Source organism: Chryseobacterium sp. WG14 (assembly GCF_024586945.1).
Taxonomy (GTDB): domain Bacteria; phylum Bacteroidota; class Bacteroidia; order Flavobacteriales; family Weeksellaceae; genus Chryseobacterium.
The window spans coordinates 82,440-97,593 of record NZ_JALCZD010000011.1 but is presented as its reverse complement, the minus strand read 5'-3'; the positions used below and the strand labels follow the sequence as shown (position 1 = coordinate 97,593).

Annotated in this window: 11 protein-coding genes; 6 read left to right on the top strand and 5 right to left on the bottom strand. The window is 37.1% G+C overall.

Annotated elements, in window-relative coordinates:
• Positions 1-5: 5 nt before the first annotated feature.
• The 5 genes from mutL to MP478_RS17210 all read right to left on the bottom strand — a co-directional run bounded on the left by mutL (position 6) and on the right by MP478_RS17210 (position 5,731).
• Positions 6-1,799: a DNA mismatch repair endonuclease MutL gene (gene mutL / locus MP478_RS17230; RefSeq protein ID WP_257201151.1), complete on the bottom strand. Its 1,794-nt coding sequence runs from the start codon at positions 1,797-1,799 to the stop codon at positions 6-8.
• Between the two features lie 246 nt (positions 1,800-2,045).
• Positions 2,046-2,873: a YoaK family protein gene (locus tag MP478_RS17225; RefSeq protein ID WP_257189539.1), complete on the bottom strand. Its 828-nt coding sequence runs from the start codon at positions 2,871-2,873 to the stop codon at positions 2,046-2,048.
• 29 nt (positions 2,874-2,902) lie between these two features.
• Complete coding sequence (locus MP478_RS17220) at positions 2,903-3,397, bottom strand: hypothetical protein (RefSeq protein ID WP_257189538.1); 495 nt, start codon at positions 3,395-3,397, stop codon at positions 2,903-2,905.
• Positions 3,398-3,616: 219 nt separating this feature from the next.
• Complete coding sequence (locus tag MP478_RS17215) at positions 3,617-5,020, bottom strand: HAMP domain-containing sensor histidine kinase (protein ID WP_257189537.1); 1,404 nt, start codon at positions 5,018-5,020, stop codon at positions 3,617-3,619.
• A 3-nt stretch (positions 5,021-5,023) separates the two neighbouring features.
• Positions 5,024-5,731, bottom strand: a complete 708-nt coding sequence (locus MP478_RS17210) for a response regulator transcription factor (RefSeq protein ID WP_257201150.1) — start codon at positions 5,729-5,731, stop codon at positions 5,024-5,026.
• A 178-nt stretch (positions 5,732-5,909) separates the two neighbouring features.
• Here MP478_RS17210 and MP478_RS17205 point away from each other — a divergent pair, with 178 nt between their 5' ends.
• The 6 genes from MP478_RS17205 to MP478_RS17180 all read left to right on the top strand — a co-directional run bounded on the left by MP478_RS17205 (position 5,910) and on the right by MP478_RS17180 (position 15,087).
• Entirely contained in the window at positions 5,910-6,479 is a 570-nt protein-coding gene (locus MP478_RS17205) for a helix-turn-helix domain-containing protein (RefSeq protein WP_257189535.1), read from the top strand.
• 480 nt (positions 6,480-6,959) lie between these two features.
• On the top strand, positions 6,960-9,785 hold the full coding sequence (locus MP478_RS17200) for a TonB-dependent receptor (protein ID WP_257201149.1): 2,826 nt from the start codon (positions 6,960-6,962) through the stop codon (positions 9,783-9,785).
• Between the two features lie 9 nt (positions 9,786-9,794).
• Positions 9,795-11,093: a DUF5690 family protein gene (locus MP478_RS17195; protein ID WP_257201148.1), complete on the top strand. Its 1,299-nt coding sequence runs from the start codon at positions 9,795-9,797 to the stop codon at positions 11,091-11,093.
• 11 nt (positions 11,094-11,104) lie between these two features.
• On the top strand, positions 11,105-12,259 hold the full coding sequence (locus MP478_RS17190) for a TIGR03364 family FAD-dependent oxidoreductase (protein ID WP_257201147.1): 1,155 nt from the start codon (positions 11,105-11,107) through the stop codon (positions 12,257-12,259).
• 7 nt (positions 12,260-12,266) lie between these two features.
• Positions 12,267-12,935, top strand: a complete 669-nt coding sequence (locus MP478_RS17185) for an HAD-IA family hydrolase (RefSeq protein WP_257189531.1) — start codon at positions 12,267-12,269, stop codon at positions 12,933-12,935.
• 298 nt (positions 12,936-13,233) lie between these two features.
• Positions 13,234-15,087, top strand: a complete 1,854-nt coding sequence (locus tag MP478_RS17180) for an alkaline phosphatase family protein (protein WP_257201146.1) — start codon at positions 13,234-13,236, stop codon at positions 15,085-15,087.
• Positions 15,088-15,154 lie beyond the last annotated feature (67 nt).

Sequence of the window (15,154 nt, the reverse complement as noted above, 5' to 3'; positions counted from 1 at the left end):
ATTTTTTAAAATTTGTTTTTAAAATCATTAAACGGAACTTCATAGAAACATCTTTTTCCGTCCGGTAAAAATTCTGGGAACCCTAATGCTGTAAAATCTTTAATAAGCTGCTCCGCATCTTTTTTATAAAGGAAATCAAATCTTGACTTCGAATGCATTTTGGCCCATTGATTCTGATAATACTGCATGAATTCTTCTTCTGTTTTATATTCCAGTATTTCAAAAAGGTTCTCCAGAAACTTCATAGCCTGTGTTTCTTTCAGCCCTTCGGGAAGTGAATCTATTCTCAGTACACTTTCATGAGCAATTTTCATGTCAAACCCTAGTTCGGGAAGATATTTTTTGATAGAATTATATTTATTCTTTTCTATTTCGTTCATGTGATACTCCAGAGAAAACAGGAGGGCATGGCTGTTGGTATTGGATTTCTTTGATGCTGATTTATTATTGCTTTCAGAAACCACAAGCCTGTGCATTCTTCCAAGATCCAGCATCAGCGTCATATCTCCTTTATTGAACACCCAGTATCCGTTGGGAAGCCTCATCAGGTCTTCATCAAAATCTTCATCTTCAAATAAATTGATTTTTGAAGGTTCTGCTGTAATATTCTGGCTGTACATTTCCGTAAGATTCTGAATCTCCTCCGGAAGTACAATATTTCTTTCTTCCAAAAACGGATTATAGTCTTTATCAACAATAATTTCAGGCATTTTTATAACTCCTCCGCCGCCGTTTCCTTTACTGGGAATAGGTTTATTCATCATTTCGTCTAAATCCGGATCTCTGTCAAAATCAAGACTTGGAGAAACATTATAAATTCCCAACGATCTTTTTATCGTGGAACGAAGCAACGCAAAAATAAGATGCTCATCTTCAAACTTTACCTCAGTTTTCTGTGGATGTATATTAACATCTATTTTTTCAGGGTCCAGCTCCAGATAAAGAAAAAATGATGGAACATATCCCGGTAAAAGCAATCCTTCAAAAGCTTCCTGAACTGCTTTATTGAAGTAAGGACTCTTGAAATATCTTCCATTCACAAAAAGAAACTGTTCGCCTCTGTTTTTCTTGGCTCCTTCCGGTTTTGCTACAAACCCATGAAGCTTACACCAGATAATATCTTCTTTGATAGGAATAAGCTGGGGCTGCAGTTTTCTTCCGAAAATATCTACAATACGCTGCATCTGGCTCCCTTTTCTGAGTTTGAAAACCGGTTCATCATCATGAAACAACGAAAACTCCAATCCTTCATGTGCCAATGCAACACGCTGAAATTCATCGATTACGTGCCTGAATTCAATATTATTATTTTTCAGAAATTTTCTTCTGGCAGGGACGTTATAAAATAAATTCTTCACTAAAAAATTGGATCCGTCCGCCGTTTGTATCGGGTCCTGAAACTGAAAAACCCCACCTTCAAGGTAAATATTGGTTCCAATGGATGCGTTTTTCTGCTTTGTTCTCAATTCAACCTGTGAAACGGCCGCGATGGAAGCCAGCGCTTCACCCCGAAATCCTTTTGTAGCAATTTTAAAGATATCTTCCGTTCCCCTGATTTTGGATGTAGCATGTCTTTCAAATGCCATTCTGGCGTCTGTTTCAGACATTCCTTTTCCATCATCCACTACTTGAATCAGGTTTTTCCCGGCGTCCCTGAGAATCAGTTCGACCTTAGACGCATCTGCATCAATAGCGTTCTCCAAAAGCTCCTTCACAATGGATGCAGGCCTCTGCACCACTTCTCCTGCTGCAATCTGGTTAGCTACATGATCCGGTAAAAGTTGAATAATATCTGACATAAAAAAACGTAAATCAACTTACAAAAATAGACAATGAAATTGGGAATTAAAACATTAAAAGAGGGAATTAATATTTAATTATCAACATTTCAACAATGCAGCTTTTTACAGACTGAGCCTCAAACCATTCACTACAGCAGTTTTATATAAAGATCAATCCCCTATTGTTCTTACACAAATAGAGGATTGATTCACAGCTAGTTTATACAAAAAAATTAATAGTGATATTTATTTATCATTTCACATTCAGTCTTCAAAGGCCAGTTTTCTTTTCTTTTCTCTTTCCGGAATTCCGTGGATCTTCTCATACAGATAAGCCAGAAGGTTGGGCTTTTTATAAATCCTGTTGTATCTGTATTTGGTATTAAAATGTCTCACATGAATTTTATAAGCATCGTATCCTATCACAATTAAAAGACACAAGCTGATCACATAAAACACTCTGAATTCCAGATAATAATAAGTAAGCCCCGAGAATACTGCTCCTAAGACATAGGCAATCATAATACTCAAGAGTAACTTTGCCCTCCCGATCAGCTCACCGTTTTTTCTATATTTTTTTTGGGTAAACATAGAAACCAGAATTCCCAGGTCGGTAGTTGTTCCGGTAAGGTGAGTTGTTTTTACTGAAAAGTTTGAGATACTGGCCGTTAAGCCATTCTGAAGACCTGTAGCAAAAAGCATTAATGCGACCAGATATTCTGTTTCTTCCAAAGTTTTCTGATAATAAAACTGTCCGTATACTCCTACGAAGAGAAGACATATAATTTCCAATACAATTGGCATGGAATGGGCAAAATACTTGCTTTTTTTATTGAAATTAATGACAATAAAATTGGATAGAAAGCTTCCGAAGAAGAACAAAAAGATCCATCCGGCCACTATTCCCACCTGTGCCCAGTTGGCCTTGCTGATTTCTGCCGCCAAAACAGCGTAATGTCCCGTTACATTCGATGTAAAAGAGAGAAATATTAATAGGGATGCTATATTTATAGTACCTGCTGTAAATGCAGTCAGCGTCCCCAATCTGATATTATCCCCCAGTGTCCTGCTGTTACTATAATTTCTTAACATTTTTTTATTTTTTTTAATTTGTGTTTATTTTAGACCTCTACAAAGATCTCTGCAAGCCTTCCTCTTTCCGGAAGCCTTTCTCTAACCTCAACGGCAATTTCACGAGACTTCAGGTCTTTGCAATTCCTGATATAAGGAATAAGATCAAACTTTCCTTTACCCTTGCTCTTAATAGACGAAGAATAATAAGCTTCTTCTATATTCCCTGCACTCACGTATTGATTGAATGTTCTCTGAAAGCTTCCTGTAAAAACATCACAAATGATTTTATTGACCAGATGAGGATATTTATTCTTCACGATTCCATAAGCATCGCAAAACTCTGCCGGCCTGATCTTATTGAAAATGGATGTTTTGGTATTGAATAAAAGATCTCTGATAGAATCTCCGGAATCATATCCTGAGGTAAGAAGGATATCATATTGGTTTTCGTCATTCGCGGCTTCTTTCTCTTTTAGCACTTTTTTCAATATGTTTAATGACTCAAGAGAGTAATCCGTTGCAATTAAAATTGTTTTAGCCATGTTCTTTTATTTTGTTTTGTGTTTATCTTTTTTGATGATACAAAACTAGAACGACCAAATTAGAAGGTCCTTGGAATGGAATTAAAATGTGATTAAAGAGATTAAAATGAGATTAGAAAATTGTTAAGAGAAATTAATCTGAGAGAAAGGTAAATTAACAACAACAATAATAAAACAATGATAATCAATTAATTATACAGATCACCTGAAAATTCAGGTTTAAACACCTTCTTTCTGTGTGCTGTAGAAATTAGGGAAACGCATCTGAACCGTAGTTCCCTGATTTTCGTGCGAGCTTACAATCAGCTCACCGTGATGCATTCTTACGATATTTCTCGCCAGTGGAAGCCCAATTCCATAGCCTTCATAATTGTTGGTATTGGAAGCCCGGAAGAACGGATCGTAGATTTTATTCATTTCTACCTCCGGAATCCCGATTCCATTATCCTTTACAATAATATAGACATCTGTATCTGTGGCCCCTAAAGAGACTTTTACCTGCTGAAAATTAGAATATTTACAGCCATTACTGATGATATTGGCTACTGCAAGATGCAGCAACTGCTCATTCCCCTGTACTTTCAGTTTTTTAGGATTATCAGGGAGCATACTGATATCGAGATATATATTATTCCTGGAATCTATTCTTCGTAGTGTTTCAATTACATCCCACAGCAGCTGGTCAATTCTTACCTTATCCATTTTCTGGATCTTGCCGTCAAATCCGGTTTGGGCAATCATTAATAAAGCTTTGATCTTTTTATCCAGTTTTTCTGCCTCATCAAGGATGATTTCCAGCGTTTCCTTATATTCTTCAGCGGTTCTGTTGATGGAAAGTGCTACATCCGCTTCTCCCATAATGGAAGTCAGCGGCGTTCTCAATTCATGGGAGACATTGCCAATCAGATGGTTCTGGGTTTCAAAAGAGGTTTCAATCCGGTTGAGCATATCATTGAAAGTGTCTACCAGTTCATTCAGCTCCTTGTTATCCGGTTGAGATTCCAACCTTAAGTGAAGGTTTTCAGAACTGATTTCTTTTACTTTTCCCGTAATTTTTAAGATCGGCCGGAACAGTGTCTTGGATAAATAAAAAGAAAAAATCATACTGAAGAACAATGAAAGCACAATACAGGTGAGCAATGTTCTTTTTAAAAAACCAAGATAATAGACCACATAATGGTTCTTGGCAGAAGCAATAGCGATATAGTCTTTATCGTCGTATCTGAAAGTCTGGCCAATATAATAGAATTCCTTATCATTATAATTGGCTTCCCCCTGCTTGATAATATTTTTAAAAAAATAAGATGGAATATGAACTTCCTGGGATATCTTCTTGAAATTGGAATCTGTAGGGACTGCAAAAACATAATCTTTTTCCATGGGAAGCTCTTCATCATTCAGGCTACTGAGGACATAGTTTTCCGGAAGATCAAGATGGTCTTTGCTTTTTTCTATCTGCACAATAGTTGCTGTACGGATCTTCAGCAGTTCATAAAATCTCTGATGTGAAAAATTAACGATCGAAAAATAAACCAGCCCACTGAAAAGCAATATAATGACAGTAAAAACCAGCATTAAAAGCACCATTGTTTTGGTCTGATTTGTGATCACTTTATTAAACATTCATTACGATTTTTTCAGGACGTAACCCATTCCTATTACTGTATGAATCAACTTATTGTCATCCTGGCTATCCAGTTTTTTCCTTAAGTAATTGACATAGACATCTACCACATTGGTTCCCAACTCATAATTGACGCCCCATACTGCATCCAGAATTTCCGCTCTGGAGATTACCTTTTCCGGATTCGTAAGGAAATAGACTAATAATTTATATTCAGTAGAGGTAAGGGTAATTTCTTCCCCTCCACGGGTTACTTTTTTTGTATAGTCGTTCACGATAAGATCAGAAAACTGAAATACATGCTCGTTATCCAGTTCCGGCTCAACTGTCTCCTGCGGTCCATTGTTGTTACTTCTTCTTAACAAAGATTTCACACGGGCTACCAGTTCAATGAATTTAAATGGCTTTACAAGATAATCATCGCCTCCGCTTTCTAATCCCAGCACAATATTTTCAGAAGTTCCCAATGCCGTTAAAAACAGAATAGGAACGCTCTGATTGGTTTTCCGGATCTCCTTACAGACATCCAGCCCATTCATTTCCGGAAGCATAATATCTAAAATCACCAAATCGAAATCATTTGCCTGAACCAGCTGTACTCCGGTACGCCCGTCAAAAGCGACAGAAATTTCATATCCGTTTTCCTGAAGTCCCTTTTTAATAAAAGACACCACGCTGGTTTCGTCTTCGATAAGAATAATTTTTTTCATAAATGAAATAACGAGTTTTACAAAAATAGGGAAATTTTGGGATGAACAAAATTGCTCTTCTCCCCTCAATAATAATTTTAAATGAATTGAGACCCTTCCTTATCCAACCTACATAGAATAATACTACCTTTGTTTTTCATATAATGACGAAAATAATTTAGGTTAAATTGAATACAGCATGAATGACTTTTTAATAGGTATCGGCAAGCGATTAAAGGATATTAGAAAAAAGAATAATTTAACCATTAATGAACTGGCATTCAAAGCCAATGTAAGCAATGGCCTTGTTTCCAGAATCGAAAACGGGAGAACAATACCTTCTCTTCCGGTGTTACTTGACCTCATCCAGTCCTTGGAAATTGATGCAAGCTATTTCTTTGAAGGGGTAGAGAAAAAATCCCATGCAAAATTCATTTATGTGCCAAAAGAAAGCCAGCAGCTCATAGAAAAAGAAGTGGAAGCTGAAGGTTTCAAGTATATGCATATCTTCAGTAAAAGTCTTCATTCTTTAGGTTTTGAAGCGGTATTGCTGACTCTTGAACCTAATTCTAAAAGAGAAAAAGTGATCACAGATGCCTGGGAGTTCAAATTCGTCCTGAAAGGTGAAGTAAAATATGTTATTGATAATGAAGAGATCATTTTAAAAGAAGGCGATTCTTTATATTTTAACGGAAAATTTCCACACGTTCCTGTAAGCATCAGCGATGAAAGCTGTGTAATGCTGGTTCTCTATTTTTATACTGCATAGATTTTCACAGCTTCATGTAACACAAAACCTTACCTTCTGTTTCTAATATTATAAAGAAGTGAAGGTGGAAATATTTTCTCTTTACTTCCCATCCTCCATTTCTTACGAGGTTATATAAGCTTGTACCCTAACCTGTTCTCCGTTTTGTTCTTTCAACTTCTAAAGTTGACAAGCAAAAGTTTACTATTTGTAAACTTCTAGTTTTCTTATTTTGGGTAAAATGAACGTAATGTTAATCAAAAACACCCTTCTCATATTCCATTTAAAAATTAAATAAAAACATCAAAGCAACCTCATAAATACATTAAAATAAATAGTTTAATATAAAGACTAAATCAAAATATTCTTTTATACAAATATTTTTAAGGTAAAATAAAAGTAACAAACAGCCTTGATTTATTAAACAATACTTAACACCAAATATTTATATATATTAAAATTATTAGCGTGATTTGCATAAAAAATTTAATATATGTAAAAATGAGAACAAACTTAGAGAAATTACTAACCCTTGCTTCTGTCTGTATTGTCACTTCTGTTGCAGCACAAAAGCAGCTCATTATAGGAACTGTTCTTGATAACAGCCAGCCCCTTCCCGGCGCCACTGTAAAAATAAAAGGTCTATCTAAAAATATAACGACTGATATTGACGGAAAATTTACGATCAATGATATTAAAGAAGGTCAGTACAATTTACAAATTACCTACATAGGATATGAAACAGCAGACATTATTATTACACTAAAGCCTGATCAAACTGTAGATCTAGGAACCGTTATGCTTTCTCAGCCCCGAAAAAATATTGATGAAGTTGTGGTTACCGGTACTTTGAAAAATACAGAAGCAAGAGCTTTAAATCTTCAGAAAAATGCAATCAATATCACCAATGTCATTGCATCAGACGGAATTGGAAAACTACCGGACAGAAATGCTGCAGAAACCGTACAGCGCGTACAGGGAGTCTCTATCGAAAGAGACCAGGGAGAAGGAAGATTTGTTTCATTAAGAGGACTTCCTCCTTTCTGGGCCTCCACGACCATCAACGGAAACAGGCTTCCCACCGCAGAGGAAGAAACAACTTCCAGAGCTACAGCATTTGATTTTTTCCCTACAGAACTGATATCTTATGTACATGTCAATAAGTCATTTACCCCGGATATGGAAGCAGATGGAATTGGCGGCGGTGTTAATTTTATTACCAAGACTCCTCCCATGAAAACAGAGTTTAAAGCAACATTGGGGAGCGGTTATAATGCCAAAGCAGATAAAGGAGTTTATAATATCGGGCTTTTGTATGGCGGAAGAACAAAGGATAAAAAGTTCGGATACCTATTCAATTTTGCCCATTTCATCAGAAACTGGTCTACTGACAATTTTGAAGCAAGAAGAAGTGGTAACGAAGGGGTTTTCAGAATGGAGCTTCGGGATTACAACGGCGTAAGGAAGACAACCGGAATTAATGCTGCCTTTGAATATGTTCTTTCCCCAAAAAACACCCTCTATGTAAAAGGAATGTACGGCACCTTGTCTGATGATGAAACACATTATAAACACAGGATTCGCTTTGATAAATTCAGCAGTACAAATAATACGGCAAGAGTAGAACTTCAGAACATCCACAACTTACTGATCACAGAGCTTACCTCTGTTTCATTAGGGGGAATTCATAAGTTAAATAAAGGAAAAATCGACTGGGATCTTTCTTATTATGACAATCAGTTCAAGTATGGGAATATCCCCGATAAGCAAAACAACTCTTACTATGTCATCAAATATACCCAATCTGGAGTAGGTATTAACCCCGATTATATTTCTGATCACGGGAATGGCCCAAGAGCCTACTGGAAAGCCGATGGTGGAAAATTGGATTACAAAAACCCTGATGCCTTATTTGGTTTCTACAGCGATCCTAATTTTAAAATGGATGCTTCACAAATGAAATTTACAGACCTTGAATTTTATAAAGTTTTTGTTCAGGAAAAAGATAAGATTGTTGCAGCCTTTAACCATGAGATTAATACTTCTGATAAATTAACCCTGAAATATGGTTTTAAGTACAGGGATAAAGAACGTAATGCAAGGTTTTCAGATATTTTTTACACCTGGAACGGCGGAACGGCTCCTCTTTTATCAGATTATTCCCAATTTATTACTTCACAGCCAAACGGAACCAAATATCTCAGTGAAATGAATGCACACATCGGAAATACTTTCGGTCCGGTACTTTCTACCTCGGGAATGAACCAGTTCTGGTTTGACAGTCAAAAAAACCTGAAGATCAATACTGCTGATTCCGAGGCTTTAGAATATAACAAAGCGTTGGGAAGAAATTTTGATGTCCTGGAGAAACATGCCGATGCATTTGGAATGGCAACCTATAAAGTGAATGATAAGATTATGGTTTTAGGAGGAATAAGATTTTCCAACACCAATACCAAAGTAAAGGGCTATAGTGTGATCGATGATGTACTGACCCCTGTTGAAAATACTAAAAACTACCTGGCCGTTCTTCCCATGATCCATGTAAAGTATGCATTAAATGATAAAACGAATCTTCGTTTTGCTGCTACGAGAACTTTCTCGAGACCTAACTTCGGAGATCTTACGCCAGGAGGAACCTATAGTGAAGCGGATAATGAATTCAAGGGTGGAAACCCCAACCTCAATCCAACATATTCATTAAACTTTGACCTGATGGGAGAATATTATTTCTCCAATGTAGGGATTCTGAGCGGTGGTGTTTTCTATAAATCCATTACAGATCCTATTTTCCAGGATTCATTCATTGGAAATTATAACGGGATCAACGGGGTCCAGTTTACAGCCCCAAACAATGGAAAGGCAGCATGGCTGGGCGGTATTGAACTGGGAATCAATAAGAGGTTTGATTTCCTTCCGGGTTTCCTTAAGTATTTTGGAGCTCAGGTGAATGCCACTTTTATGACATCAGAAATGGAGAAGCCAAGCGGAAGAAAGGTAAAACTTCCTTATCAGGCCAAAGAACTCTATAACATACAGCTCTTCTTTGAGAGAAAAAGCTTCAATGCAAGACTTGCTTACAATTATAAGGGAAAATATGCTGTAGAATATGCTGAGGATGATCGTAATGACTCTTATTATGGTAAATACAGCAGCCTGGACTTCGGAGGTTCTTACCAGCTTACTAAACATCTGAGTCTGTATGCGGATATCAACAACATCCTCAATAAACCTCTGATCTATCATTTCGGACAAAATGAAGACCGTCCCGAACAGGTGGAATATTATGGGGTAAGATGTAACCTTGGAATAAAACTGAACTTCTAAACCCAAATAATGGCCAGAACAATCAATCCTAAGACACTGGTAACACTGAAAGCTGCTTTTGCCGCTTTTGGTGTTTACTTCTGCATGTACGGTTTCAGAAAACCTTTTACCGTAGCCTCTTTCGAAGAACTATCTTACTTCGGAGTAGATTATAAAATCCTGATTATCATTGCCCAGGCTGTAGGGTATTTTATTTCGAAATTCATTGGAATTAAATTCATTTCTGAACTAAAACCTGCAAAAAGGCTGCATTATTTATTTTCCTTTATTGCCATAGCAGAACTTTCTTTATTAGGGTTTGCAATTATTCCTGCTCCTTATAATATTCTTTTTATGTTTCTCAATGGTATTCCGCTGGGAATGATCTGGGGTATTGTTTTTTCCTACATAGAAGGCCGTAAAACAACTGAAATTATCGGATTATTTCTGTGCTCAAGCTTTGTGATTTCTTCAGGGTTTACAAAGTCGGTAGGAAAGTTTCTGATGGATACATTTGCTATTTCAGAATTCTGGATGCCTTTTTCTGCCGGGCTTATTTTTATTGTCCCTTTGCTTATTTCAGGAATTCTTCTGGAAAAAATTCCAAAACCTACTGAAGAAGATATTCAGCTTAAAAGTAAAAGAAAGCCTCTTAACGGAAAAGAAAGGAAAGAGCTTATCCGCCAGTTTTTTATCCCTGTTGTCTGCATTATTTTTCTTTATATCTGTTTAACTGTTTTAAGGGATTTCAGAGATAATTTTAACCGCGAGATCTGGGACGGTCTTCACTTTACATTTGACAGTTCTGTATTTACATTGACAGAAATCCCCATTGCCATTATGGTTCTTTTGATTTTAAGCTGTATGGTAAAGGTTAAAAACAATAAAAAGGCTTTTGCTTATTATCACTATATCCTCTTTGCCGGAATTTTAACGGTGGGGCTTTCCACCTATCTCTTCCAACAGAATTCACTATCTCCGTTTTTATGGATGACGATCTCCGGATTTGGAATGTATATCTGCTATATTCCTTTTAATGGAATTTATTTTGACCGGATGATTGCCGCATTTGATATTAAAGGCAATGTAGGCTTTCTGATCTATACGGTAGATTCCTTTGGGTATCTGGGAAGTGTTCTGATCTTACTGTATAAGAATTTCGGTTCTGCGCAGACTTCGTGGCTCAGCTTTTATATCAGTCTGAATTATATCATTACAGTCAGTGTTTTAATTCTTTCGGTTATTGCCTTTCTGGCTTTTAAAAAAAAGGCAAAACCCAATTCTAATTCTAATCAATACATCAATTTCGATACTTCGAAAATCTTATAAATTATAGTAAAATGAAAACAAAATTTGATTTACTCATTGTGGGAGGCGGAATCTTAGGAACATTCCATGCCTATCATGCCCTGAAGAAAAATCTGAAAGTAGCTTTACTGGAAAGAAATGCGCTGCCTCAAGGGGCAACGGTAAGAAACTTTGGACAGGTAGTGCCATCTGGAATGGATCTTAAATGGCAGAATTTCGGGAGAGAAAGCCTTGCTATATATAATGAACTTCATGCTCAGGCAGACCTTACTATCAGGCAAAACGGCTCTGTATACATTGCTTCTGATGCTGAAGAGCTTCAGCTTATTGAAGAACTCTATGAAATCAACAGAAACAACGATTATGAATCTGTTTTATTATCTAAAAATGACTGTATCAAGAAGTTTGACGGCCTACGCTCGGATTATTGCAAAGGAGGGTTGTTCTTTCCCCAGGAGCTTTCTGTAGACTCTGCAGATATGATTGTAAAACTTCACAAGCTTTTACAGGAAAAAATGGGGCTGGAGATCTTCTACAACACCACAGTTATTGAAACAGGTGAAGATGACCGGAAATGTACTGTGATCACTGCTGAAGGAACAGAATTTTCTGCTTCCCGGATTATCATCTGCGGGGGACATGAATTTAAAACATTATACCCTAAAGTATTCAATGAAAGCGACCTGGAAGTAAGCAAACTGCAGATGCTGCAAACCAAACCTCAGGGAATTTATTCTCTTCAGGGAAATATTCTTACCGGACTTTCCGTCAGAAGATATGAATCATTCAGTGAATGTCCTTCTTTTCAAAAAATCAAATCATTGGAAAATCCTCATTCATTTGAGAAGAAATATGGTGTTCATATTCTTTTTAAGCAAGCTCTTGACGGCTCTATCATTCTTGGTGATTCCCATGAGTATGCTGATGCTAAAAATGCGGACGACCTTGGATATGATCTCAATATGGAAATTGATGAATTCATGATCCATGAAGCAAAAAAAATAATTGACCTTCCTACGTATGAAATTCAGAGAAGATGGTTTGGAGTGTATTCCCAGTGCAAGATGAAAGATATTTTCGAATACAGCCCCTCTCCGAATATCCACATTATAACGGGAATCGGAGGAAAAGGAATGACCGGAAGCGGAGGGTTCTCCAAGTTTAACATAGAAAAAATTTACGCATAAAAATTCAATGAAAAATATAGAATTACTGGTTCTGGATATGGCCGGAACAACAATTGATGAGGACAATGTAGTGTATAAAACCTTAACAGAGGCTGTCAACAGCCACGGTTATTCTGTGAGCCTGGAAAAAGTTCTTAGAACCTGCGCCGGAATGGAAAAGCTGGAGGCCATCACAAGTCTTTTGAAGGATATTAAGGGTAATGGAAATGATGCCCCTTTTATTTTTGAAAACTTTTCCGAAAAATTAAAGGAAGCTTACCGTGATCTTGATGTAAAACCCATCAACGGTACAGAAAATTTTCTTCTTACCATGAAAGCCCAAAACAAAAAAGTGGTTCTCAATACAGGATATACCGCTGAAATTGCCCAACAGCTGTTAGATAAATTACAGTGGAAAGAAAACGTACATTTTGATGCTCTGATCACTGCTGATGATGTTTCAGAAAGCAGACCGAGTCCGGAGATGATCAATCTGGCTATGAAAAAATTCAATATCACGGAACCCAAAAAGGTCTTAAAGGCTGGTGATTCCGTGATTGATATTGAAGAAGGAAAAAATGCAGGATGCGGGCTAACCATCGCCGTGCTTTCCGGTGCCCAAAGCAGAACAGAGCTGGAGAAAGCAAAACCTGATTATATCCTAAATACAATCTCTGAAGCTGAACATATTCTTTAACAACTTCTTTTTCAACTTTATGTAATACAAACGGCACAAGTGTTTTGTGTCGTTTGTTTTTTAATAAGTAAAAAGTGAACCGCTCCGTCATCACTCCGGAAAAGGGGGAATTTTAGTTCCTTCGATTGGCTATTTATAAAAAATGTTTGATTTTCTACTTATTGAGATTACATTTTATAAACTATTTACTTATCAATTAATTAATTTTCTGTTTACATATATTTACAAATAGTAAACTAATTTTACAATATTTAAAAATAAATTACTATTTGTAAACTTTTCATTAAATCCTTATCCCATGAAAACAAAACTATTCTCAATGGCTGTTGTGATGAGCTGCTTCCTTGGAGCTCAGACCAAAAAAGTTCTTTTTATTGGTATCGACGGATGTCGGGCAGACGTCATGATGTCTGCCAATACTCCAAACATCAAGAGCCTCATCAACCAGTCTATTTATTCTCTTGACGGGCTTTGCGCTGCCACTACATGGAGCGGAAACGGATGGAGCACCATGCTTACTGGCGTTTGGCACCCCAAACATAATGTGCAGGATAATAATTTTACCAATCCCAATTATGTAAATTATCCTGACTTTTTGACGAGAGCAGAAAGCCACAACCCCAATCTAAGAACAATTTCCCTGGCACATTGGGCGCCTATTAATGATAAAATTATTCAGAATGCAGATGTGAAGTCTAATCTGGCAACGGATCTTGCTGTGAAAAACGCAGCAGTCAATGCGCTGCAAAATGACAACCCTGATATTCTGTTTGTAGATTTTGATGATGTAGACCATGCAGGGCATTCTTATGGCTTTTCTTCAGCTGTTCCGCAATATGTATCTTCTATTCAGACCACAGATTCATATATCGGAGAGATTGTGAGCGCGATGAAAAACAGAAACAGTTATCAAAATGAGGATTGGCTGGTTGTTTTAACTACAGATCACGGTGCGGTAGACAGCTCGCATGGCGGGGGAAACCTTTCGGAGAGAAATATTTTTACCGTGTATTCCAATCCAGGATTTACTCCTCAGCAGATCAGTAAAACGGTTTTAGAGTCCAATAAAACTTTCAATCAGCTGAGTCTCCCGGCTGGAACTTATGCAAAGCCAACAAATCAGAATCTTTTCAACTTTGGAGCGAACCAGGATTTTACCATTGAATTTTGGGTGAAACCCAATGCTGCCTATTCCAGCGACCCTGTCATGATTGGGAATAAAAACTGGGCCAGCGGAAAAAACAAAGGGCTTGTGGTCTCAGGATATTCCGGGCAGACCTTTAAAATGAATATTGGTGATGGAACAAACAGAATTGACCTGGTAGGAGGAAAGGTAGAAACCAATAAGTGGAAGCATATTGCCGCCAGTTTTGATAGAGACGGCCTTGTCACTTTATATGAAGATGGTGTTCCGGTCACTTTTGCCAATATGAATACCATCGGAAATATTGATTCCGGTCTTCCATTAACGTTAAATCAGGATGGAACCAACACGTATGGACTCAACCTTCCCGCGTCTTATAAAGACATCAGAATCTGGAAATCTGCTCTTCCGAATAATGTAATCGTTAACTGGGCCCATCAGGATATTACCCCTTCACATCCTTATTATTCTCAGCTGCTGGCCAACTGGAAGTGTGATCATACCTCAGGAAATACCATCACAGATTCAGGTCCCAATTCCAATCACATGACCATAACAGGATCTCCGGCTTATAGTGTCAATACCTCTGGTAGTTTTAAAATCTCTGACTACACCTCTACAACAAGAGAAACAGATCATTTTCCAACGGTACTGAACTGGTTGTGTATTCCGGTACAATCCATTTGGGGAATTGATGGGATAAACAGAATTCCAGTTTGTTCAAACGGTGTTTTAGGAGCTAAAGAAATAAGGAGAAATACTGATGATTTCACCATCTATCCCAATCCTGCTTCAGCAAGCATAACTATCCTATACACCTCTGAAGATAAGGAATCTAAGGCAGAAATCATTGATGCTAAAGGAATGATTATTTCAAGTCTTCATTTGAAATCTTCCAATGGGTATTACAACGAAAAAATAAATATTGAACCCCTTCCGGCTGGTATATACTTCATTAAACTTAGCGGAAGTAAAAACTCACTGACAAAGACCTTCATTAAGAAATAACAGTAAAGCAATTAGATTTAATTTTTGATATTAGAACTCGGATATAATGTCCTTGTTCTAATATTTT

Bases quoted from the DNA above. Each gene is read 5' to 3' on its own strand.
- MP478_RS17180 (WP_257201146.1), top strand. From the start codon at position 13,234: ATGAAAACAAAACTATTCTCAATGGCTGTTGTGATGAGCTGCTTCCTT.
- MP478_RS17190 (WP_257201147.1), top strand. From the start codon at position 11,105: ATGAAAACAAAATTTGATTTACTCATTGTGGGAGGCGGAATCTTAGGA.
- MP478_RS17185 (WP_257189531.1), top strand. From the start codon at position 12,267: ATGAAAAATATAGAATTACTGGTTCTGGATATGGCCGGAACAACAATT.
- MP478_RS17205 (WP_257189535.1), top strand. From the start codon at position 5,910: ATGAATGACTTTTTAATAGGTATCGGCAAGCGATTAAAGGATATTAGA.
- MP478_RS17220 (WP_257189538.1), bottom strand. From the start codon at position 3,397: ATGGCTAAAACAATTTTAATTGCAACGGATTACTCTCTTGAGTCATTA.
- MP478_RS17210 (WP_257201150.1), bottom strand. From the start codon at position 5,731: ATGAAAAAAATTATTCTTATCGAAGACGAAACCAGCGTGGTGTCTTTT.
- mutL (WP_257201151.1), bottom strand. From the start codon at position 1,799: ATGTCAGATATTATTCAACTTTTACCGGATCATGTAGCTAACCAGATT.
- MP478_RS17195 (WP_257201148.1), top strand. From the start codon at position 9,795: ATGGCCAGAACAATCAATCCTAAGACACTGGTAACACTGAAAGCTGCT.
- MP478_RS17215 (WP_257189537.1), bottom strand. From the start codon at position 5,020: ATGTTTAATAAAGTGATCACAAATCAGACCAAAACAATGGTGCTTTTA.
- MP478_RS17225 (WP_257189539.1), bottom strand. From the start codon at position 2,873: ATGTTAAGAAATTATAGTAACAGCAGGACACTGGGGGATAATATCAGA.
- MP478_RS17200 (WP_257201149.1), top strand. From the start codon at position 6,960: ATGAGAACAAACTTAGAGAAATTACTAACCCTTGCTTCTGTCTGTATT.